This is a genomic window from Halobacterium sp. KA-6 (assembly GCF_021029015.1).
GTDB lineage: Archaea > Halobacteriota > Halobacteria > Halobacteriales > Halobacteriaceae > Halobacterium.
On the sequence record NZ_JAJJZH010000001.1, the window covers coordinates 32,970 to 52,373 of the forward strand.

General features: G+C 68.3%; 21 protein-coding genes. 12 read left to right on the top strand and 9 right to left on the bottom strand.

The features are described 5' to 3' along the window. Positions 1-211 precede the first annotated feature (211 nt). Positions 212-1,141 (top strand): sulfide-dependent adenosine diphosphate thiazole synthase, encoded by a 930-nt coding sequence (locus tag LPA46_RS00215; RefSeq protein ID WP_230890883.1) that lies wholly within the window; start codon positions 212-214, stop codon positions 1,139-1,141. Next, a complete protein-coding gene (thiD, locus tag LPA46_RS00220; protein ID WP_230890884.1) occupies positions 1,141-2,511 on the top strand; it encodes a bifunctional hydroxymethylpyrimidine kinase/phosphomethylpyrimidine kinase in 1,371 nt (456 codons plus the stop codon). The genes LPA46_RS00215 and thiD overlap by 1 nt, the downstream gene beginning before the upstream one ends. On the opposite strand, the gene npdG is transcribed toward thiD, so the two are convergent. The 4 genes from npdG to LPA46_RS00240 are packed head-to-tail and all read right to left on the bottom strand — an operon-like array spanning position 2,482 to position 4,841. After that, positions 2,482-3,150, bottom strand: coding sequence for an NADPH-dependent F420 reductase (gene npdG, locus LPA46_RS00225; protein ID WP_230890885.1), 669 nt, complete (start codon positions 3,148-3,150; stop codon positions 2,482-2,484). The two genes, thiD and npdG, sit on opposite strands and share 30 nt — an antisense overlap. A gap of 44 nt (positions 3,151-3,194) precedes the next feature. Then, positions 3,195-3,479, bottom strand: a complete 285-nt coding sequence (locus LPA46_RS00230; protein WP_230890886.1) for a hypothetical protein — start codon at positions 3,477-3,479, stop codon at positions 3,195-3,197. Between the two features lie 43 nt (positions 3,480-3,522). Next, complete coding sequence (locus LPA46_RS00235) at positions 3,523-4,398, bottom strand: TIGR01548 family HAD-type hydrolase (RefSeq protein ID WP_230890887.1); 876 nt, start codon at positions 4,396-4,398, stop codon at positions 3,523-3,525. A gap of 32 nt (positions 4,399-4,430) precedes the next feature. Then, complete coding sequence (locus LPA46_RS00240; RefSeq protein ID WP_230890888.1) at positions 4,431-4,841, bottom strand: UPF0146 family protein; 411 nt, start codon at positions 4,839-4,841, stop codon at positions 4,431-4,433. A gap of 40 nt (positions 4,842-4,881) precedes the next feature. On the opposite strand from LPA46_RS00240, the gene LPA46_RS00245 reads away from it, so the two are divergent. Continuing rightward, positions 4,882-5,403, top strand: a complete 522-nt coding sequence (locus LPA46_RS00245) for an archaemetzincin family Zn-dependent metalloprotease (protein WP_230889349.1) — start codon at positions 4,882-4,884, stop codon at positions 5,401-5,403. Between the two features lie 230 nt (positions 5,404-5,633). Here LPA46_RS00245 and LPA46_RS00250 read toward each other — a convergent pair whose 3' ends face one another. The 3 genes from LPA46_RS00250 to LPA46_RS00260 form a co-directional block, all read right to left on the bottom strand. Beyond that, positions 5,634-6,599: a hypothetical protein gene (locus tag LPA46_RS00250; protein ID WP_230890889.1), complete on the bottom strand. Its 966-nt coding sequence runs from the start codon at positions 6,597-6,599 to the stop codon at positions 5,634-5,636. Between the two features lie 218 nt (positions 6,600-6,817). After that, positions 6,818-8,653 carry a ribosome biogenesis/translation initiation ATPase RLI gene (locus LPA46_RS00255; protein WP_230890890.1) on the bottom strand — a complete coding sequence of 612 codons (1,836 nt, stop codon included), beginning with the start codon at positions 8,651-8,653 and terminating at the stop codon, positions 6,818-6,820. Positions 8,654-8,655: 2 nt separating this feature from the next. Continuing rightward, positions 8,656-8,955: an EMC6-like membrane protein gene (locus LPA46_RS00260; RefSeq protein ID WP_230890612.1), complete on the bottom strand. Its 300-nt coding sequence runs from the start codon at positions 8,953-8,955 to the stop codon at positions 8,656-8,658. A gap of 123 nt (positions 8,956-9,078) precedes the next feature. Between LPA46_RS00260 and LPA46_RS00265 the strand changes: the two genes are divergently transcribed. Beyond that, positions 9,079-9,348, top strand: coding sequence for a winged helix-turn-helix transcriptional regulator (locus LPA46_RS00265; RefSeq protein ID WP_442908202.1), 270 nt, complete (start codon positions 9,079-9,081; stop codon positions 9,346-9,348). A gap of 5 nt (positions 9,349-9,353) precedes the next feature. Here the strand turns inward: LPA46_RS00265 and LPA46_RS00270 are convergent, their stop codons facing one another. Then, positions 9,354-11,201 (bottom strand): PINc/VapC family ATPase, encoded by a 1,848-nt coding sequence (locus LPA46_RS00270; RefSeq protein WP_230890892.1) that lies wholly within the window; start codon positions 11,199-11,201, stop codon positions 9,354-9,356. Between the two features lie 135 nt (positions 11,202-11,336). Between LPA46_RS00270 and LPA46_RS00275 the strand changes: the two genes are divergently transcribed. The 8 genes from LPA46_RS00275 (at position 11,337) to LPA46_RS00310 (ending at position 19,106) form a co-directional block, all read left to right on the top strand. Then, a complete protein-coding gene (locus tag LPA46_RS00275) occupies positions 11,337-12,419 on the top strand; it encodes a M20 family metallopeptidase (RefSeq protein ID WP_230890893.1) in 1,083 nt (360 codons plus the stop codon). Between the two features lie 60 nt (positions 12,420-12,479). After that, positions 12,480-13,991 carry a carboxypeptidase M32 gene (locus tag LPA46_RS00280; protein WP_230890894.1) on the top strand — a complete coding sequence of 504 codons (1,512 nt, stop codon included), beginning with the start codon at positions 12,480-12,482 and terminating at the stop codon, positions 13,989-13,991. Positions 13,992-14,051: 60 nt separating this feature from the next. Continuing rightward, positions 14,052-14,603, top strand: a complete 552-nt coding sequence (locus LPA46_RS00285) for a GNAT family N-acetyltransferase (RefSeq protein ID WP_230890895.1) — start codon at positions 14,052-14,054, stop codon at positions 14,601-14,603. A gap of 68 nt (positions 14,604-14,671) precedes the next feature. Next, positions 14,672-15,712: a zinc-dependent alcohol dehydrogenase family protein gene (locus LPA46_RS00290; RefSeq protein ID WP_230890896.1), complete on the top strand. Its 1,041-nt coding sequence runs from the start codon at positions 14,672-14,674 to the stop codon at positions 15,710-15,712. 63 nt (positions 15,713-15,775) lie between these two features. Further along, positions 15,776-15,952 carry an HVO_0416 family zinc finger protein gene (locus LPA46_RS00295; RefSeq protein ID WP_169793377.1) on the top strand — a complete coding sequence of 59 codons (177 nt, stop codon included), beginning with the start codon at positions 15,776-15,778 and terminating at the stop codon, positions 15,950-15,952. 69 nt (positions 15,953-16,021) lie between these two features. Beyond that, the gene (locus tag LPA46_RS00300; protein WP_169793378.1) at positions 16,022-16,180 is read left to right on the top strand and encodes a DUF7563 family protein; all 159 of its coding nucleotides are present in this window, start codon (positions 16,022-16,024) and stop codon (positions 16,178-16,180) included. 70 nt (positions 16,181-16,250) lie between these two features. After that, positions 16,251-18,080, top strand: coding sequence for a UvrD-helicase domain-containing protein (locus tag LPA46_RS00305; protein WP_230890897.1), 1,830 nt, complete (start codon positions 16,251-16,253; stop codon positions 18,078-18,080). Then, positions 18,081-19,106, top strand: coding sequence for a M24 family metallopeptidase (locus LPA46_RS00310; protein ID WP_230890898.1), 1,026 nt, complete (start codon positions 18,081-18,083; stop codon positions 19,104-19,106). Here the strand turns inward: LPA46_RS00310 and LPA46_RS00315 are convergent. Further along, positions 19,100-19,336, bottom strand: a complete 237-nt coding sequence (locus LPA46_RS00315) for a DUF7533 family protein (RefSeq protein WP_230890899.1) — start codon at positions 19,334-19,336, stop codon at positions 19,100-19,102. The two genes, LPA46_RS00310 and LPA46_RS00315, sit on opposite strands and share 7 nt — an antisense overlap. Between the last annotated feature and the right edge of the window lie 68 nt (positions 19,337-19,404).

Here is a 19,404-nt window from a genome sequence, read left to right on the forward strand (position 1 = left end):
GTGTAGCCCGGCGCTAGCGGGCTACGCTGGACGAGAAATGTGATACCAGAACAGAGGGCGCGCACGGAGAAAGGGATTCCGATGGATATGGTGTCGCCGCGCCGGGTGCGCGCCGCGCGTCGAAGCCGCGTGGCGTCGAATCTCGTTCCCCGTCTCGCCGTCACGGCTGCACATCCCAACCGATAAGTAGTCGGTTGTATCACTAGCGAATATGCCGTTCGACTCGTTCGCCGACGCAGACGAAGCACAGGTCACCCGCGCAATCGCCCGTCAGTGGACCGAGGAGTTCATCGACGACACAGAGACCGACGTCATCATCGTCGGCGGCGGCCCCTCCGGGCTGATGGCCGCCAAGGAACTCGCCGAACGCGACGTCGACGTCACCGTCGTCGAGAAGAACAACTACCTCGGCGGTGGGTTCTGGCTCGGCGGGTTCCTGATGAACAAACTCACCGTCCGCGCGCCCGCCGACGACGTCCTCGACGACCTCGGCGTCCCCTACGAGTACGACGACGAGACCGAGGGGTTGGCGGTCGCGGACGGCCCGCACGCCTGCTCGTCGCTCATCAAGGCCGCCTGCGACGCCGGCGCGCGCATCCAGAACATGACCGAATTCACGGACGTCGTCGTGCGCGACGACCACGAGGTCGCGGGCATCGTGATGAACTGGACGCCCGTCCACGCGCTCCCCCGCGAACTCACCTGCGTCGACCCCATCGCCGTCGAGTCCGACGTGGTCGTCGACGCCACTGGTCACGACGCCGTCGTCGTCTCCAAACTCCAGGAGCGCGGCGTCGTCGACGCGGCTGGCATCGAGCACGCCGACGAGCACAACACGGGCATGGACAAGACCGAGGACGGCGAGTACGGCGCGCCCGGCCACGACTCCCCCGGCCACGACTCGATGTGGGTCGCCGACAGCGAGGACAAGGTCGTCGAGCAGACCGGCAAGGTCCACGACGGCCTGATTACGGCGGGGCTCTCCACGGCGACCGTCCACGGACTCACGCGCATGGGCCCGACGTTCGGCGCGATGCTGCTCTCCGGGAAGGCCGCCGCGAACGCCGTCCTCGACGAACTCGGCTCGGACGAGCCCGCGGTCGAACTGCCGTCGCGGGCCGCGCCCGCCGCCGACGACTGATGCGTCCCGTCGCGCTCACGGTCGCCGGGTCGGACAGCGGCGGCGGCGCGGGCGCACAGGCCGACCTGAAGACGTTCGAGGCCTGCGGCGCGTTCGGCACCTCGGCGCTCACCGCCGCCACCGCCCAGAACACCACGGGCGTCACCCACAGCACCGTCCTCGACCCCGCAGCCGTTCGCGCGCAGTACGACGCCGTCGTCTCGGACTTCGAGGTCGCCGCCGCGAAGACCGGGATGCTCGGGAATGCCGACGTCGTCGCGGACGTCGCCGACGCCCTCGGCGAAGCGGACTTCCCGGTCGTCGTCGACCCCGTCGTCGTCGCCCAATCCGGCGACCGCCTGCTCACCGAGCGCGGCGTCGACGCCGTCCGCGAGCGCCTCCTCCCGGAAGCCACAGTCGCCACGCCGAACGTCCCCGAGGCCGAACTGCTCGCGGACGTCACCATCGAGGACGAGGCCGACCTCCGCGAAGCCGCCGACGCCGTCCGCGACCTCGGCCCGAACGCGGTCCTGCTGACCGGCGGCCATCTCGACGGCGACCCCGTGGACGTCTACGCTGGCGAGACGACCCGTGCGTTCTCGCGCGAGCGCGTCGACACCGAGGACACGCACGGCTCCGGCTGCACGCTCTCGGCGGCCATCGCCGCGCACCTCGCCAGCGGCGACGCCCTCGAAGCGGCCGTCGAGCGCGGCGTCGATGCCACCGCACGCGCCATCGCGTCGGACCTCTCACTCGGGTCGGGCGCTGGCCCCGTCGACCACGCCGCAATCGCGGACGGGCGCCGTGCCGTCGCCGACGGCGCACGTGCGATGGTGAGCGACGGGACGACCGACGCCATCGACGCGGTTCGCGACGTCGTCGCCGCGCTCGAACGCGAGTGGCCGCCCGAACTCGTCCCCGAAGTCGGGACGAACGTCGCCGTCGCGCCCGCTGACGTCACTTCGCCGGAGGACGTGGTCGCCGTCGACGGTCGTTTGCACGCGACGAGCCGTGGCGTGCGTGCTGCGGGCGGTGTCGCGCCGGGCGCGTCCAGCCACATCGCACGCTTCCTGCTCGGCGTCCGCGAGCACGACGCCCGGATTTCCGCCGCCGGGAACGTCCGCTGGAGCCGGGCGCGCGAGTCGGCACTACGCGAGCGCTGGGACGTCGAACTCACCGATCGCACCGAGGAACCCGCGGACGCCGACGGGACGATGGACTGGGCCGCGCGCGAGGCGATGGCCGACAGGGTGCGCGCGCCCGACGCCGTCGTCGACCGCGGGGCTATCGGGAAGGAAGCGATGATTCGCGTGATTGCGGAAGATGCGGACGCGCTGCTGGAGAAGTTCAGCGAGGTTGCGTCACTCGAACGTGACGCCGACGTCGTGTAGCCCCTCGTTGTGGAGTGCGAGGTCGACGAGCAGCGGCGTCAGCGACTCCACCTCGGCGGCGTTCGCCAGCGGGCCCGCGTCGAGCGCGCGGATGCCCTCGATGCCCGCCGCGAGGTCGACGACGTTCTGCTTGGCGTCGCCGTCGTCGCCGACAACAAGCGTGTCGAGGTCTAACTCGACGTCGAGGTTCGCCAGCCGGTCGGCCGCGAGATTCTGGAACGCCCCCACTACGGACACCTCGTCGGGAGCGGTCTCGGCGACGAGTTCGGTGACGCTGCCCGCGCTCGGCGGATTGTAGTCGAAGCCGCCCTCGCGCTTCTTCATGCCGACGGCGGGCGACACCAGGAGCGTGTCCTCGTCGAGGCGGTCCGCGATTTCTTCGACGAGGTCGGCGACGTGGTACGGCGGCACCGCCAGCACCACGACGTCCGCGCGGTCGGCCGCCATCTCGTTGGCGAACCCCGTGATTTTCTCGTCGACGCCGCGGCTGTCCAACTCGGTCTCGTACTCCTCGGCCTTCCCGCGGGCCCGCTCGGGGTCCCGGGAGCCCACGACGACGTCGTGGTCGGTGTCGTACGCCCACCGCAGCGCCAGCCCTTCGCCGATGTCGCCAGTCCCGCCGAGTAACGCGATTCGCATACCTCACTGTCTCCCGGCGCGCGGTTAAGAATTGTGTGGGCGGCCTACCCGATGTGGGTCTCGACGTCCACGCCCGTGAGCCGCCCGAGTTCCTCCCACTCGTCGTCGCGGGCGTGGCGGCGCTCGACGGTCACGTACTCGTCGCTGGTCTTCGGCGTCGTGAACCGGAACAGGACGTTATCCGCCTCTAGGTCGCGCCCCTCGGCGTAGAACCCCTGTTCGCCTTCTTCCGCTTCCTCGAGTTCGACGTCGTGCTCCCACTCGTCGTCGACTTCGATGTGCACTGGGCCGGCTTCCTGCTCGCGGAGAACCGTCACGAGTTCGTCCATGTGGGTGGCTGCGACGGCCAGCGTGTTATGCCATGTGGCCGTGCTACCGCGGGTCGACGACCTCGGGGAGGTCGTTGACGGAGTCGAGCACGCCGTCCGCGCCCGCGTCGTCGTACTTCCGGCGACCCTCCGGCCCCGTCAGCCCGCCCGTGAGCACGCCGAACGCGTAGTACGTCCGGTCCGGGTCGGCCTCTCGCGCGTTCACCACCGTCTCGACGTCGTCTAGGGTGTCCCCGACGAACGCGACCGACTCCGCGCCCGTGCGCTCGGCGAGCGCAATCAGCGCCCGGGGGTTCGGCTTCCCCTCCTCCCAGTCATCCATCGTGAACCGGTACTCGTCCGGTACGTCCAGCCCCACGCGGTCCAGCGCGATTTCGGCCTCCGCCTCGGGGCGGCCCGTCAGCACACAGACCGGGAACTGGCTGGTGAGTGCGTCGACTGTCTCGGGCGTCACGATGACCGGCTCGTCGTTGATGTACCCCTCCTCTGCGGGGAGGTCGGGTTCCTTCCCTTCCAGTTCCTCGTAGAGGTCGGTGCCGAGGTAGAGTTGCTGAAACACCTCGCGGAGGCGCTCCGGCTGCCAGTCCTCGCGCACGCGCTCGACGCCGCCCGGGTCGAGGTGGGACTCGACGACCTCCTCTGCGCCCGCCAGCCCGCCGCCGTGTGCGGCGACCTGGTCCGTGAATTCGACGACATCGCCCGTGTACCCCTCGCGCGAGGCGAGCACGAACAGCGCCGCGGCGTCCGTCAACGTCCAGTCGTTGTTGAACCCGCCCGCGTCCTTGAATTGCTGGACCGCGGCCTTCTCGATGGTGTCCCCGTAGACGTACTGGACCGACTCTACGATGGCGCGCCGGTAGGAGTCCGCGACGTCCACGAGCACGCCGTCGACGTCGAGCACGACCGCGTCCACTTCCATACCACCACCGACGCGGCCCGCCGAAAAGACAGTTACGTCCCCGGACGCGCCGCATCGCCGCGCTCCCGTGCGACGTACAGCGTCCCCGAGGCGACGGTCCGTCGTTCGACTGGAACTGTGGGTTGGTCGCCGCCCAGCGTCGTGAACAGACACGCCGCGTCCGCCGCCTCCGCCACGGCCACGAGCGCGCTGTGGAGTTCCGGCGGACAGTTCAGCGCGTACACGGCGTCCGCGTCCGCGTACACCGCGGAATCGGGGTCGGTCACGTCGTCGCGCACGAACGCGACGCCCTCGGGGACCTCGCGCTCGTGGACGTCCGTCGCCGTCACATCCCGCCCGCGCGCCGCTAACTCGGCTGCCACGTCCGGCCGCTGGCCCACGCCGACCTCGACGAGTCGCTCGTAGCCAGCGAGCGCGTCCACGACCGCGGGTGGGTTACCCATGCCGGGATGTTTATGCCTCACGCCGCTTAACTTCGTCTTGATGCGGGTCGACATCGTGCCCGTCGGCGACGTTCCCGCGAACGTCAAACGCGAGGCCTCCGCCAGCCTTCGGAGTATCTACGACTGCGACGTCGTCGTCGCGACAGAACAACCCGTCCCCGAGAGCGCGTACGACGACGCCCGCGGCCAGTACCGCGCCGCCGAATTCATCGACGTCGCCACCCGCGCCGGCAGCGGCGACAAGACCATCGCCATCACCCCCGAAGACCTCTACTACCGCCGCCGCAACTACGTCTTCGGGCTCGCCTACCTCGACGGCCGCGGCTGCGTCGTCTCCACGTACCGCCTCCAGACGTCCAGCGACGGCGGCTTCTCCGAACGCCCCGCCAGCGACGTCTTCGCGGACCGCGTTCGCAAGGAAGTCGTCCACGAGCTCGGGCACACGCTCGGCCTCGAACACTGCGACAACAACCGCTGTGCGATGAACTTCTCCCCCACCGTTCAGGAAGTCGACCGGAAAGAACAGCACCTCTGTGGGAGCTGCCAGCGCACTGTTTTCTAGAACGCACTTTTTGCTGCGCTCACGCGCCTGCGGCGCGTTCGCTGGCAAAAACTTGCGGAAAAACCACTCCTCGCTCCCTGCGGTCGCTCGTCGGCCTCGCGGCTTCGCCGCGAGTGAACCGCTCGCGCCATACGGCGCTCGCGGATGCTCGTTGTCGGCTGCTTCACTCTGCCGTACTTCGTGTTCGGTGAATAGCGCGAAGAAGAGCCGACTGCGACCGTATTACCTGGTCAGGGGAGCAGCGAGGTGAGCACGCTCAGGTCGATGAGCGGGCCGTTGCCGTTCCCGGGGTCGTTCGGCGGCCCGGGTTCGTCGCTCGTCTCGTTGGTCTCGTTCACGCCCGGTCCGTTACCGGACGCGCCAAACGAGTTTCCCGGTGTGTCACCCTCACCGGGGCTGGTGGCTGTCTCGTTTTCGTCGTCGCCGTCCTCGTTACCGGGTGCGTCGGGACCGTTCCCGGGGTCGTCGGGCGCGCCCTCACCGGGACTCGTCTCGTTGTCGGCCGTTTCGTTCTCGTCGTCACCGGGGGTCGCTGGCGTGTCGACCGGTGGGCCGGCCATGCCGTTCCCGAACGGCGGTCCCGTGCTGTTGTTCCCCGGTGCACCGGCGATGCTCCGGGCGATAGCCGCGACTTCGGGGCCGGAAAGGTTGCTCGCGGACGTCTGGAGGCGTTCGAGCGCGGAGACGTTCACACCGCGTTCGGCGAGCGCCTCCTCGGGCAGGCTACGCGCGGTTTCAGCGGTCTCGTTGGTCATCGACTGGAGCGTCGAAATCCGGGCGGCGAGTCCCGCCATCTCGGCGCGGTAGCGCCCCGTGGAGATGTTCCCGTTCTCGCGGGCTGTCTCCAATTCCTGCTTGCGCTCCCGGAGGTCTGCGAGGCGCTGGTCGAGGGTCTGCGTGTGGTTGGCGACGACTGACGCCTTCGAGGCGTTCGACTTCGCCGCTGCGACCTGCAGGCCGAACGACCGCCGCTCGACCTCACCCTCGACTTCGGCGCCCTGTACGTCGACGACGCCGGCGAGCTGGGCACCGGGCGCTGTCTCGGTTTCGTTGTCGGTCTCGTTCGCTGCGTCCTCGTCCTGCACCGCCACGGACTCGGTCGCTGCCGGTCCGTCGGTCGTCGACGCGGCGACGGCCATCGGCGCAGCGGCGCCGACGACGAGGAGTGCAGTCACGAGCAGTACGGTCGCTTTCATCTCGGTCGGTCGTTGGGCGTCCCGTGGCTTATACCCGCGGGACCGTGCACGCGACTTCCGTACAATTAACGCCGATTAAGTCGGGTTAAGCGGCTGTCCGGGCGGAACACGCCACTCGGAGAGTGAATGCTCGTCGAAACCTAGCCGGGAAGAACTGCGCGCGGCGACGCCTCTCGCAAAGACCTGCTACAAAAAACCGCAAGTGGTGCGCCGGCGCGCTACTCGGTAGTGTAGTAGTACTCGCCTTCGCGCTTCTGCTGTTTGTCCAGTTGGCTGCCGGGCTTGTTGATGCGCGGGCGGCCGAGGTTCTCGTCGCGGCGGAAGGTCACGTCGAGGTTCGCGAGGAACTCGTTCATGCCCGAGCGCATCGGCTGCGGGGTCGAGGCGCGGCCGTGTTCGGCGGGCTCGCCGTCGAACACCATCAGGCGGTCGCTCACGAGGTCTATCATGTAGATGTCGTGGTCGATGACCATCACGGTGGTCTCGCGGTTCTCCGCGAACCGCCGGATGGCGCGGGTCGCGAGCACGCGCTGCTCGACGTCGAGGTGCGCGCTCGGCTCGTCCAGCAGGTAGAGGTCGGCGTCCTTCGAGAGCGTCGCGGCGATAGCGACGCGCTGGCGCTCCCCGCCGGAGAGGTCCGTGAGGTTCTGCTCGAGAATCGGGTCCAGTTGGAGCGGGTCGCCGATTTCGGTGTTCCAGTAGCTCGTCCCGAAGTCGTCGGTAATCGAGGAGAGGAACGCGTCAACGCGGATGTGCTGGTCGGCCTCGACGTACTGGGGCTTGTACGCGATGTCCAGCCCGACGTCGAGGTCCGCGCCCTCTTCGCCGTCGACGGTCGTCGGGTCGAGGTCGCCCGCGAGAATCTGGGCGAACGTGGACTTCCCGATGCCGTTCGGGCCGACGACACCAAGCACTTCGTTGCTGTGGATGTCGCCGCCGTCCACGGTGAGCGTGAATTCGCCCTCGCCGTAGGACTTCGTGAGGTCCGGGTAGGAGACCAGCGTCTCTTCGCGGGAGGCCTCCCGGGGTGCGTGCTCCTCGAACGTGATGGCCTCCGGCCGGATGCGCATGTTCTCGTTGTCGAGGTACCCTTTCAGGTACTCGTTGATGCCGTTGCGCACGCTCTTCGGCGGCGTGACGACACCGTACACGGAGGGTTCACCGTACGCGACGTGGATGGAATCCGCGAGCAGGTCGAGCACGGCGAGATCGTGTTCGACGACGAGCACGGCCTTGTCCTCTTCTTCGGCGAGTTCGCGGACGATGCGCGCCGCGGTGACGCGCTGGCCGATGTCGAGGTACGGCGTGAGTTCGTCCACGAAGTAGAAGTCCGCGTCGCGGGCGAGCGCCGCCGCCAGCGCGACCCGCTGGAGCTCCCCACCGGAGAGCGATTCGATGGACTGGTCGATGACCGGGCGAATCGAGAGCCGGTCGACCAGGTCGTCGAGGACGCCGCGCTCGTCCGTGCGTTCGAGAAGTTCCCGCGTGGTGCCGTCGAACTGGTCGGGAATCTGGTCGACGTACTGGGGTTTGCGCGCGACTTCGACGTCGCCGGCGCGGACGGCTTCGAGGTAGTCCTGGAGTTCCGTGCCGCGGTACTCGTCGACGACCTCGTCCCACGACGGTTCGTCCTCGTGGCGGCCGAGGTTCGGCGTGATTTCGCCGGCGAGAATCTTCACCGCGGTGGACTTCCCGATGCCGTTCGGGCCGAGCAGGCCCGTAACCTTCCCGGACTCCGGAACAGGGAGACCGTACAGCGAGAACGCGTTCTCGCCGTAGCGGTGGGTTGGCTCGTCTTCGAGTTCCTGCGGGAGGTTGATGATTTCGATGGCGTCGAAGGGGCACTTCTCGACGCAGATGCCGCAGGTCTCCCCGAGACAGATTTCCTCGGAGATGCGAATCTGGTCGGGGTCGCCGTCCTCGGCCTCCTCCCCGCGGAGGGTGATGCACTCCTTGCCCGTCCGGTTCGGCGGGCAGTAGTTCGAACACTCGTAGTTACAACGGTCGGGCTGGCACCTGTCCAGGTCCACGACCGCGATGCTGTCCTCGGCCATCGTTAGAAGGTGATGCCTTCGGAGAGCAGTACGCCCCACGTGATGAACCAGAGGGCGAACGACATGAAGCCGACGTAGAGGTGGTCTTTCGCCGAGAAGTCGGTGACGTCGACGCCGGCGACGCGCATCAGCCCGAGTTCGACGGCGACCACGGCGAGCAACACGAGCAGCCCCGTGCGGCTGGTCGCGTCGGCGACGACCGCCTCCGAGGCGAACGCCGCAGCGACGCCGCCGAGGGTGGCGATTGTGGTCACCTTCAGGCTGCGCCGGTGAGCAGCCGTCGGGTCCACGGTTTCTGTCATACCCACACGTCCGGGAGCCGCGGTCAAAAGGTGTTCGCTTGCAGCACGGCCGGTTCCGCCGTCAGTGGTCCGTGGGAGCGCCTCCCGCACTTTTAAGCGCGTGGAGTGTTTCGAAACGTAATGATGGCTGAAGACGACAGTGTGCTGGAGGACCTCCCGCCGAGCGCCAAGCTCGTCTACAAGGTGCTCGAGTACGACGGCCCCCTCACCCAGAAGCGAATCGTCGAGGAAACCATGCTCTCCGCGCGCACCGTCCGGTACGCGCTCGAACGGCTCGAAGACCGCGGCGTCGTCGACGAGGACATCTACTTCGCCGACGCTCGCCAGAGCCTCTACCAGTTGACTCACGAGAAGGAAAGCGAGGACGCGTCCGCCGACGCCGAAGCCGCCTGAACTCCTTACTCGTTCGGCACGACCGTAATCGTCCGCTCGCGGTCGATGGCGCGCTCTAGTTCCTCAGCGATGGCCGACCCTCGCGAGACCTGGATGTCGCCGCCGCGGCCGACCGTCGCCGTGAATAGGTACTCGCCGTCGGCCTGCACTTCGACGGTCTCGCCCGCGCGGTCGCCGGACAGCGGCAGGATGATGTGCCGGGACGTGACCTCCGGGGTCACAATTTGGCCGGCTTCCTGCTCGCTGCTCCCGCCGCCCGCGGTCTCGGTGGTGCGCTCGCCGAGCGTGCGCACGTCGATGTTGATGCCAAGGCGGTCCTCGATGTCCGAGATGCGGCCGCCGCCCTTCCCGATGACGTGGCTGATTTCGTCCTCGGAGACGTACACCACGGCCTCGTTCGGCCCGCGGATGTCCACTTCGACGGGGCCGCGGGTCGCGGACTGAATCTCGCGTTCGACCTCCTGCTTCGCGAGTTTGTCCACGCCGGACTCGGGGGTCTCCTCGGTCTCCTCGAGGGGGACCGTGACGACCTGGCGGTTGAACGTGTAAATCTCGTAGGCGGGCGTCCCGGTCGCGAAGTCCTTGACCTGGATGACCGGGCGCGCGAGGTCCTCCTCCATGAGGCCCTCGGGCACCTTCACCTCCGTCGTCACGTCGTAGACGGTCTCCACGTCGCCCTCCTCGATGTAGACGACGGTGTCCACGATTTGCGGAATCATGCCCAATTCCACGCGGCCGACGAGCCGCTGGAGCGCGTCGATGGGTCGCGTCGCGTGCACGACGCCGACCATGCCGACGCCCGCCAGCCGCATGTCCGCGAACACCTCGAAGTCGTCGGTCTTCCGGACCTCGTCGTAGATGGTGTAGTCCGGCCGCACCATCAGCAGCGAGTCGGCGGTCTTGGACATCTCGCCGCCCAGCTCCGTGTACTGGGTGACCTCCTTGCCGACCTGCAGGTCGCGGGGCTTCTCCATCGTCTTCACGACGTTGTCGTGCTCGGAGAGGAACTCCGCGACGGCCTGCGCGAACGTCGACTTCCCGGCGCCCGGCGCGCCCGCGATGAGCACGCCGCGGTCCCGTTCGAGCAGCCGCTCGCGGAGTTCGTCGGCGTGCTCGTAGTCCTCCATCGTCGTCTTCACGATGGGGCGCACGGCGGTGATTTCGACGGCCTCCGAGAACGGCGGCCGCGAGATGGCGATGCGCATGTCCCGCACCTGCGCGATGGTCATCCCCTCCTCGGAGAGCTCGACGAACGCGTCGTCGGCGCGCTTCGCGGTCGTGACGACTTCGTTGGCGTACTCCTCGATGGTCTCGCGGTCGATTTCCTCGTCGCCGGTGGACTGGTACTCGATTTCGCCGACCTCGCCGCGCTTGACCATCGGCACCATCCCCTCCTTGAGGTGGACGCTCATCGTGAGCTCGTCGAAGTACTGCTCCAGGCCGAGTTCGCCGAGTTCGCGCTCGAGCGGTTCGAGGTACTCCACGTCGATGCCCTTCCCCTTCGCGACCTCCGCCTGCACGATGTCGCTGGTGAGCAGGCGCGCGTCGTGCTCCATCGCCACGTCCCGAATGATGGCGTCGATGGCGCCCGCCGCCGCGCGCTGGATGTCCTCCTCGCCGGCGCGCTCGCCGACGTACTTGATGCTGATTTTGCCGTCGTCCGCGAGTTCGACGAGCCGCTGGAGCTCCTCCAGGGCGTCCCACCCGGTCTGTCGGCCGCTGTTCGCCTGCGCTTCGACCTCGCCGACGACCGCCTCCGGAATGTAGACGGTGTCGCCTTCGTACTCGCCGTCCTCGACCCGCTGAGAGATGCGGCCGTCGACGACGACGCTCGTGTCGGGCACGATGTTCATGTTACCTCGGCGTAGTCGCGGCGTACTGATAAGGGTACTTGCCTCGGCCCGCTGCCGTCCCCGTGCGGGCCGTGACTCTCGGGAATCTCGCGCCCGCCGAAGCCGACTAACCCCTCGAACGCGTCGGGCCGCGTGATGGGCGAACTCCGCGACCTCACCGAACGCCTCGTCTCGATTCCGAGCCACGACGACGAGACCGCCGCCGGCGACGGCATCGCGTCGTGGCTCCGCGAGCACACCGACGCCGACGTGGGGCGCGACGACGCCGGGAACGTCATCGCGTGGCGCAACCCGGACGCCGACGGCGACAGCCTCGCGCTCGTCGGCCACCACGACGTCGTACCGCCGGACGAATCACAGACAGAAAACGGCGACTACGTCGTCTACGAGGAGGACGGCCGCCTCTACGGCCGCGGCACCGCGGACATGAAGGGCGCGGTCGCGGCGATGCTGCTGGCGTTCCGGGACACCGAGCCCGGCGGCCCGCTCGCGTTCGCGTCGTTCGTCGGCGAGGAGTTGGGCGGGGTGGGCGTCCAGCAGGCCATCGACGAGGGGTTCGCACCCGACTACGCCGTCGTCGGCGAGGGGTCGACGGGATACTCCGAAGCCGGCGTGCTCGACGTCGCCGTCGCGCACAAGGGCCGCCGCGCGAGCACCGTCACGGCAGCCGGCGAGGCCGCGCACGCCAGCGAGGTCGAATCGGGAGAGAACGCGGTCTACCGTGCCTGTGACGCGGTGGACGTGCTCCGCGATCTCGACGCGCCCGACGCCGACGTGCTCGGGCAGCACCTCGCGGGGAGTGTCGCCGTCACGGAAATCGAGGGTGGGACGGCGTGGAACGTGATTCCCGAGTCCTGCGAGGTCACGGTCGACGAGCGCACGGTCCCGGGCGAGCGTGCGGACGTCGGCGCGGTCGAAGCCGTCGACGGCGTCTCGTGGACGGTCGACCAGGACCTCCCGCCGATGGCCTGCGACGACCCCAGGTTCGCCGACGGCGTGCTCGACGTCGTGCAGGACGTACAGGACGGCGCTGGCAAGCACGTCGCCAAGCCCCACGCGACGGACGCGGGCTGGCTCGCGGCCGCGGGGACGACCTGTCTGGTCTGCGGGCCGGCCGAGCAGGGCGAGGCGCACACGGCCGACGAGAGCGTCTCGCTGGACGTGCTCGCGCGGTGTCGGCGGGCGTACGAGCACGTTGCAGGAGCGTGGCCGACCTGAGGGAGGCCACGCAGTTCCAGGAGGGCAATCCTGATAGGCCACGCCGCGTACGCCTAGGGTATGTCGACGCAGGCCTCCGAGGAGACTCCCGACGCCTACGCGGACCTCCTCGACCACTACGAACAGATTTCGAACGTCAACGACGCGAACAGCCTGCTCTCCTGGGACCAGGAAGTGATGATGCCGGAGGGCGGCACGCCCGCCCGCTCGAAGCAGAAGTCCGCGCTCTCCTCGCTGTCCCACGACCTCCTCACCGAGGACAAGGTCGGGGAGTGGCTGGACGAACTCGAGGACGCGGACCTCGACGACGAGCAGGCCGCCGTCGTCCGCGAGATTCGACGCGAATACGAGCGCGCCGACCGCGTGCCCAGCGAACTCGTCGCCGAAATCTCTGAGACCACCTCCGAGGCGCTCCCGAAGTGGAAGGAAGCCAAAGAAGAGGACGACTTCTCCGTCTTCGCGCCGATTCTCGAGGACCTCGTGGAACTCAAGAAGGAGTACGCCGAGCACATCGACCCCGACAAGGACGCCTACGAGGTGCTGTTCGCGGACTACGAGCCGTACCTCGACCTCGACACCGCCGAGCGCGTGCTCGAACGCCTCCGCGAGGAGCTCGTCCCGCTCATCGAGGACGTCCGCGAGAGCGACGTCGAACTCGCCGACCCCTTCGAGGGGGAGTTCGACGTTGACACGCAGGAGGAACTCGCCCGGGACGTGCTGGACACGCTCGGCTACGACTTCGAGCACGGCCGCCTCGACACCGCGCCGCACCCGTTCTCCACCGGAAATCAGTTCGACGCCCGCGTCACTACGCGCTTCAGCGAGGACGACCCCGTGGACGCCCTGATGTCCACGATTCACGAATTCGGGCACGCGCGCTACACGCTCGGGCTGCCTCGCGAGCAGTACGGGAACCCGCTCGGCGAGTCCCGTGACCTCACCGTCCACGAGTCCCAGAGCCGCCTCTGGGAGAACCACGTCGGGCGCTCCCGCGTCTTCTGGGAGAAGTTCCTGCCCGCGATGAAAGAGCGCTTCCCGCAAATCGAGGACGCGACCCCCGAGGAGGCGTACGAGGCCGCCAACGAGGTGTACGAGGACAACCTCATCCGGGTCGAAGCGGACGAACTCACCTACCACATGCACATCATCGTGCGCTTCGAAATCGAGCGCGAACTCATCGAGGGCGACCTCGACGTCGAGGACGTGCCCGAGCGCTGGAACGACAAGTACGAGGAGTACCTCGGCATCCGCCCCGACACCGACGCGGAGGGCTGCCTGCAGGACATCCACTGGAGCCACGGCTCCTTCGGCTACTTCCCGACGTACTCCCTGGGGAGCGTGCTCGCCGCCCAGATTTACGACGCGCTCGAAGCCGACGTCGGTGACGTCGACGAGAAGGTCCGCAACGGGAACTTCGACGTCATCGCCGACTGGCTCGAAGAGCACGTCCACCAGCACGGCGCGAAGTACACGACGCCCGAACTCGTCGAGGAGGCCACCGGCGAGGCGTACAGCGCCGACCACTTCGTGGACTACGTCACCGAGAAGTACACCGACCTCTACGACCTGTAGCGGGGCTCGCGGCCGCACGGCCACCGAAGGCTTATGCTTCGCGTCCCGGGTGATGGCCGTATGCCCGGGCCGATATTCTTGCGCGGCGACACGGTCACGCTCCGGCCGCCCGAGCGCGAGGACCTCGACGCGATTCGGGAGTGGCTGAACCACCCGCAGGTGTGGCGGCCAGCCCTCGACCCGCTGCCGGCGAACGAGGACACTGCGGAGTCGTACTTCGAGCGCTCGCTCACCTCGGAGACGGACGTGAAGTGTCTCGTCTGCGTGGACAAGGAGCCGGTCGGCGTCGTCTCGCTGACCACCACCGAGTACGGGCCGACGGCGACCGACCGCGCGCGGAGTGTCGAACTCGCGTACCACCTCAGCCCGGAGTACCACGGCCGCGGGTACGGCAGCGAGGCCGCCGGTCGCCTCGTGCAGTACGCCTTCGAGGACTTGAACATGCGACGGGTCACCGCGCACGTCGGCGCGTTCAACGACGCCTCCATCGGCCTCCTCGAATCGCTCGGCTTCACCCACGAGGGGACGCGCCGGGAGGCGGCGTTCTACCGCGGCTACTACCACGACATGCTGACGTACGGCTTGCTCCGCGAGGAGTGGGAGGATACGTAGCGTTCCGGTGTCGGCGAGGCCGTCGCCGGCCGGGTGGCTTTTTCCGCGTTCCGCACCCAGTCGTAGCCATGCGCGCAGCAACCTATCAGGGTCCCGGCGAGATTACCGTCGAGGACGTCCCGAAGCCCGAAGTCGAGTCGCCGAGCGACGCCGTCATCCGCGTCACGCACACTGCCGTCTGCGGGTCGGACCTCTGGTTCTACCGCGGGGAGAGCGACCGCGAGGAGGGGTCGCGCGTCGGCCACGAGCCGATGGGCATCGTCGAGGCGGTCGGCGACGACGTGACCTCTGTCGAGCCCGGCGACCGCGTGCTCGCGCCGTTCGCGATTAGTTGTGGGGAGTGCGAGTTCTGTCGGAAGGGCCTGTACACGTCCTGTGTGGAGGAGGAGTCGTGGAGCGGCGAGAACGGTGGCGGGCAGGGCGAGTACGTGAAGTGCCCGTACGCGGACGGCACGCTCGTCCGGGTGCCGGACCGCTACGCGGACGACGAGGACACGCTCGAAGCGCTGCTGCCGCTGACGGACGTGATGGGGACGGGCCACCACGCCGCGGTCAGCGCGGGCGTCGGCGAGGGCGACACCGCCGTCGTCATCGGGGACGGGGCAGTCGGGCTGTGTGGCGTGCTCGCCGCCCAGCGCCTCGGTGCCGAGCGCATCATCGCGATGGGGCACCACGAGGAGCGCCTCGAACTCGCCGAGGAGTTCGGTGCGACGGACACTATCGCGGCGCGAGGCGACGAGGCAATCGAGCGCGCGACCGAACTCACGCACGGCGGTGCGAACCACGTCATGGAGTGCGTCGGCGCCGCGTCCGCGATGGACACGGCCATCGCCATCGCGCGACCGGGCGGGACGGTCGGCTACGTCGGCGTCCCGTACGGCGTCACCGAGGAAGGCTTGGACGTGTTCACGATGTTCAGCGACAACATCACGTTGAACGGCGGCGTCGCGCCGGTCCGTGCGTACGCGGAGGAACTGATGGACGACGTCCTGCAGGGGACGCTGGACCCGTCGCCCATCTTCACGGAGACCGTCGGTCTCGACGACGTGGACGAGGGCTACCGCGCGATGGACGAGCGCGAGGCCATCAAGGTGCTCGTGAAGCCCTGACGTTGTCCATGGCTGTCACCTCGATAGATTCAAGTAGTGGTATGGCATAGCGTACCACGTATCATGTCGAGCGCATCGACTCCGGACGACGACTCGCTTCTGGACGAGTTCCTCGAAGACCGCGGCCACGAGACACAGACGTGGGAGGAGAGCTATAACAAGAAGCAGTGTCCGGAGTGCGGTGGGCTCCACGACGGCAACGCGCGAACCTGTACGGTGTGTGGCTGGTCGCCCGCGTAGTCGGGCGCCTTCCTTCCTTCGACGGCCAGCACACCTAAGACGAACCCCGAGAAAGGTTGGCGTGAAGTCATGCCGGAGTGCCAGAACTGTGGGTCGTTCGTGACCGACGCGTACGCGAGAGTGTTCACGCCGAACGAACAGGGCGCCCCGCGCGTGTGTCCCAACTGCGAGGACAAGATTCGCGACGGCGCGGAAGTACGGGAGGCGAGGTCTACCCGCCGGACGTAGCCCCTCCGTCCTGTCTGTGTAGCGGAGAATTTCAAGCGGTTTATACCGTTTCGGTTCCTCTAGTTGTCTAATGACGGACTCGGAGCCGGAAGTCACGCGGCTGTTCGGTGGTCCGGGGAGCGGGAAGACGACCGCGCTCCTCGACCACGTCGAGGAAATTCTTGAGGACGACGACGTAGACGTACGCGACATTCTCGTCGTCTCGTACACGCGTGCCGCAGCGGCCGAGGTCCGCGAACGGCTCGCCGAGCGACTCGACGTCAACCCGCGCTCGCTGCGCGGGAACGTCGCCACGATGCACGCCAAAGCCTACGAGCTGCTCGGGCTGTCGCGTGGCGACGTCGTCGGCGAGGACGACAAAGAGGAGTTCTGCGAGGAGTACGGCATCCCCTTCGAGGACGAGTACTCCTCGGGGTCGCGGCGCACCGCGCGCTCGACCACGCTCGGGAACAAGGTCATCGCGACCTCCCAGTGGCTCCAGCGAACCAGCCGCGACGTCGCCGACTGGTACGACGTCCCGTTCCGCTGGAACGACGAGGAAGTGCGACTGCCGCCGGAAATCGACGAGAACGCGCAGGTCGGCAACAAGTACACGCCGACGTGGCCGTCCAGCGACGAGCGCTACGACATCCCCGAGGCGATTCGGGCTTGGCGCGCGTACAAGGGCGAGAACGAGCTCGTCGGCTTCGCGGACATGCTCGAGCGCGTCCAGCAGCGCTCGCTGCTCCCCGACGTCGACTACCTCGTCATCGACGAGTTTCAGGACATCACCAGCCTCCAGTACGACGTCTACGAGGAGTGGCGGCCCCACATGGAGCGCGTGCTCATCGCGGGCGACGACGACCAGGTCGTCTACGCGTGGCAGGGCGCCGACCCCGAACTCCTGCTGAACACGAAGGTCACCGACGACGTCGTGCTCCCGAACTCCTACCGACTGCCCTCTGAAGTGCTGAAGGTCGTCCAACAGGAGATTAGCCACATCGAGACCCGCCAGGAGAAGGACCTCGAACCCCGCAAGGAGGGCGGCAGCGTCGAGGCCGTCGAGAGCCCGTCGATGCTCGACCTCGTGCGGAACGTCCGCCGGACCGTCGAGGACTCCGACGACGAGACCGTGATGGTGCTGTTCCGTGCGCGCTACCAGCTGTTCGACTTCGTCGACGAATTCATCGGCGAGGGCATCCCGTTCAAGGCGCTGACCGACCAGCGCCTCTGGACGGACCGCCTCCAGCAGTACATCTCCGCCGTGGAAGCCCTCGAGAACGACGACCCCATCGACGGCCTGCAGGCCCGCCGCCTGATGGACATGCTCCAGGACTCGGCGTTCGGCACCCGCGAGCGCAACGACCTCCGGGAGGCCATCGACGAGGCGCAGGGCGAGGACACCGACCTCACCGAACTCACGTTCACCGCGGACTTCATCCGCGACTACGTGCCGTTCGTGCCCGGCCCGTCCGCGGCCGCGGACATGCTCCGGAAGGTCACGCGCTACCAGCGCCGCAGCATCGACGCGTACTTCCAGGGCGACTATCGCGGCATGGACCCCGACCGCGTGCGCGTCGGCACCATCCACTCCGCGAAGGGCCGCGAGGCCGACCACGTCTTCGTCTCGACGGACCTCACCGAGAAGGTCGTCGAGCAGATGGCCGCGACCGCCGACCCCGAGGACATCCCGGAGGGCGTGGAGTTCACCTCCAAGACGAGCCCCGTCCCGATTCTGACGGACAACGAGCGCCGCGTGTTCTACGTCGGCATGAGCCGTGCGCGCGAGCGCCTCGTGCTCCTCCAGAACCTCATCAACGGCGCCCCGACGCTCCCCATCGACGTGTTGCTGTACGGCGAGCAGACCGAGCGCTCTCTCGACGAGGCCCTCGAAGCCGACACGCCCGTTCACCTCCCGTGAATGCGGCCCGCGGCTCTCGACAGCGCGCTCGCCGACGCGAGCGCTGACGCCTTCGTTTTCGTCGGCCCGGCCGGCGACCCGCTCGTTCGCGCCCTGAGCGGTGCCGCTCTGCCGTGTCGCGCGGCCGTCGTCTACGCTGGCCGCGTCGCGGTCGTCCCCGAGCGCCCGCTCCCCGACTACGTTTCCGTCCACGACGACGCGAGGATTCTCGACCCCACAGCGACGCCCGCCGAGCGCCTCCCCGACCTCGTCGGCGACGCGGTGCTAGCGCCGCGGACGCTCCCGCACGACGCCGCGCTCTACCTCGACAACGCCGGCGTCGACGTCTCCTCGACGGACGCCCACTTGCGCGCGAGAGAGCGGAAGACCGACAGCGAACTCGCCGCGCTCCGCGACGCACAGGCCGCTGCCGAGGAAGGGATGGCGGCTGCCGCCGCACTCCTCGCGAACGCCGCTGACGACCCGCTCGCAGACGACGCTGGCGACGTGACCGCCGAGCGCGTGTGCCGCACCGCGAACGCCGCGATGGCGCAGGCCGGCGCGGACCCCGAAACCGTCGTCGATACAGAGGGGTCGATTGCCGCCAGCGACCCAGTCCCGATTCGCGTCAGTCCACGAGTCGACGGCTACTACGGCTGGCTCGCGCGTACCTTCGTCGCGGACAGCGACGGCGGCTGGGAGCGCCGCGCGACGCTCGCCGGCGAGTACGCCGTCGACGCCGGCATCGACATCGTGGACGTCGGTGAGACGACGGTCGACGCCGCTGCCGACGAAGTGACGGCGGAACTCGGCTCGTACGGCTTCCCCCCGACCGCCGGCACCGGAACTGTTCACGGCGTCGGCCTCGAACGCCGCGAACTCCCTGTTGGCGACGACATCGTCGAACCGGGCGCGGTGCTGGCGGTGCGTGCAGAATTGGACGCCGAGAAGACAGTGTGGGTTGCGGACCTCGCGGTCGCCACCGAAGACGGCGTCCAGCGAATCGGCGACTTCCCGCGCTCGGTCGTCCCGAAACCCGACTACTGATTCTCCTCGTCGGGCTCTTCGACGACCGCGTCCGTGGCCTTCTGGGCGGCGAGAATCGGCACGTCCGTCGGCATCGTCACGTACTGCTCGAAGGCGATGATGCCCGCGGCGAAGCCGAGGAACACCCACCCCGTCGAGTCGCCCGCGAGCAGCGTTTCGACGCCGAACAGCGCGGCTGGCGCGGCGAACGCCACCGCGACGGCCAGCGAGATGGCGTCGAGGAGTCTCATGCTCGTCTGTGGGCGCTCGGGCCACATAAGCCCGTCCGCCCGTGCCGAAACCCACAGCGTTTTTGTTA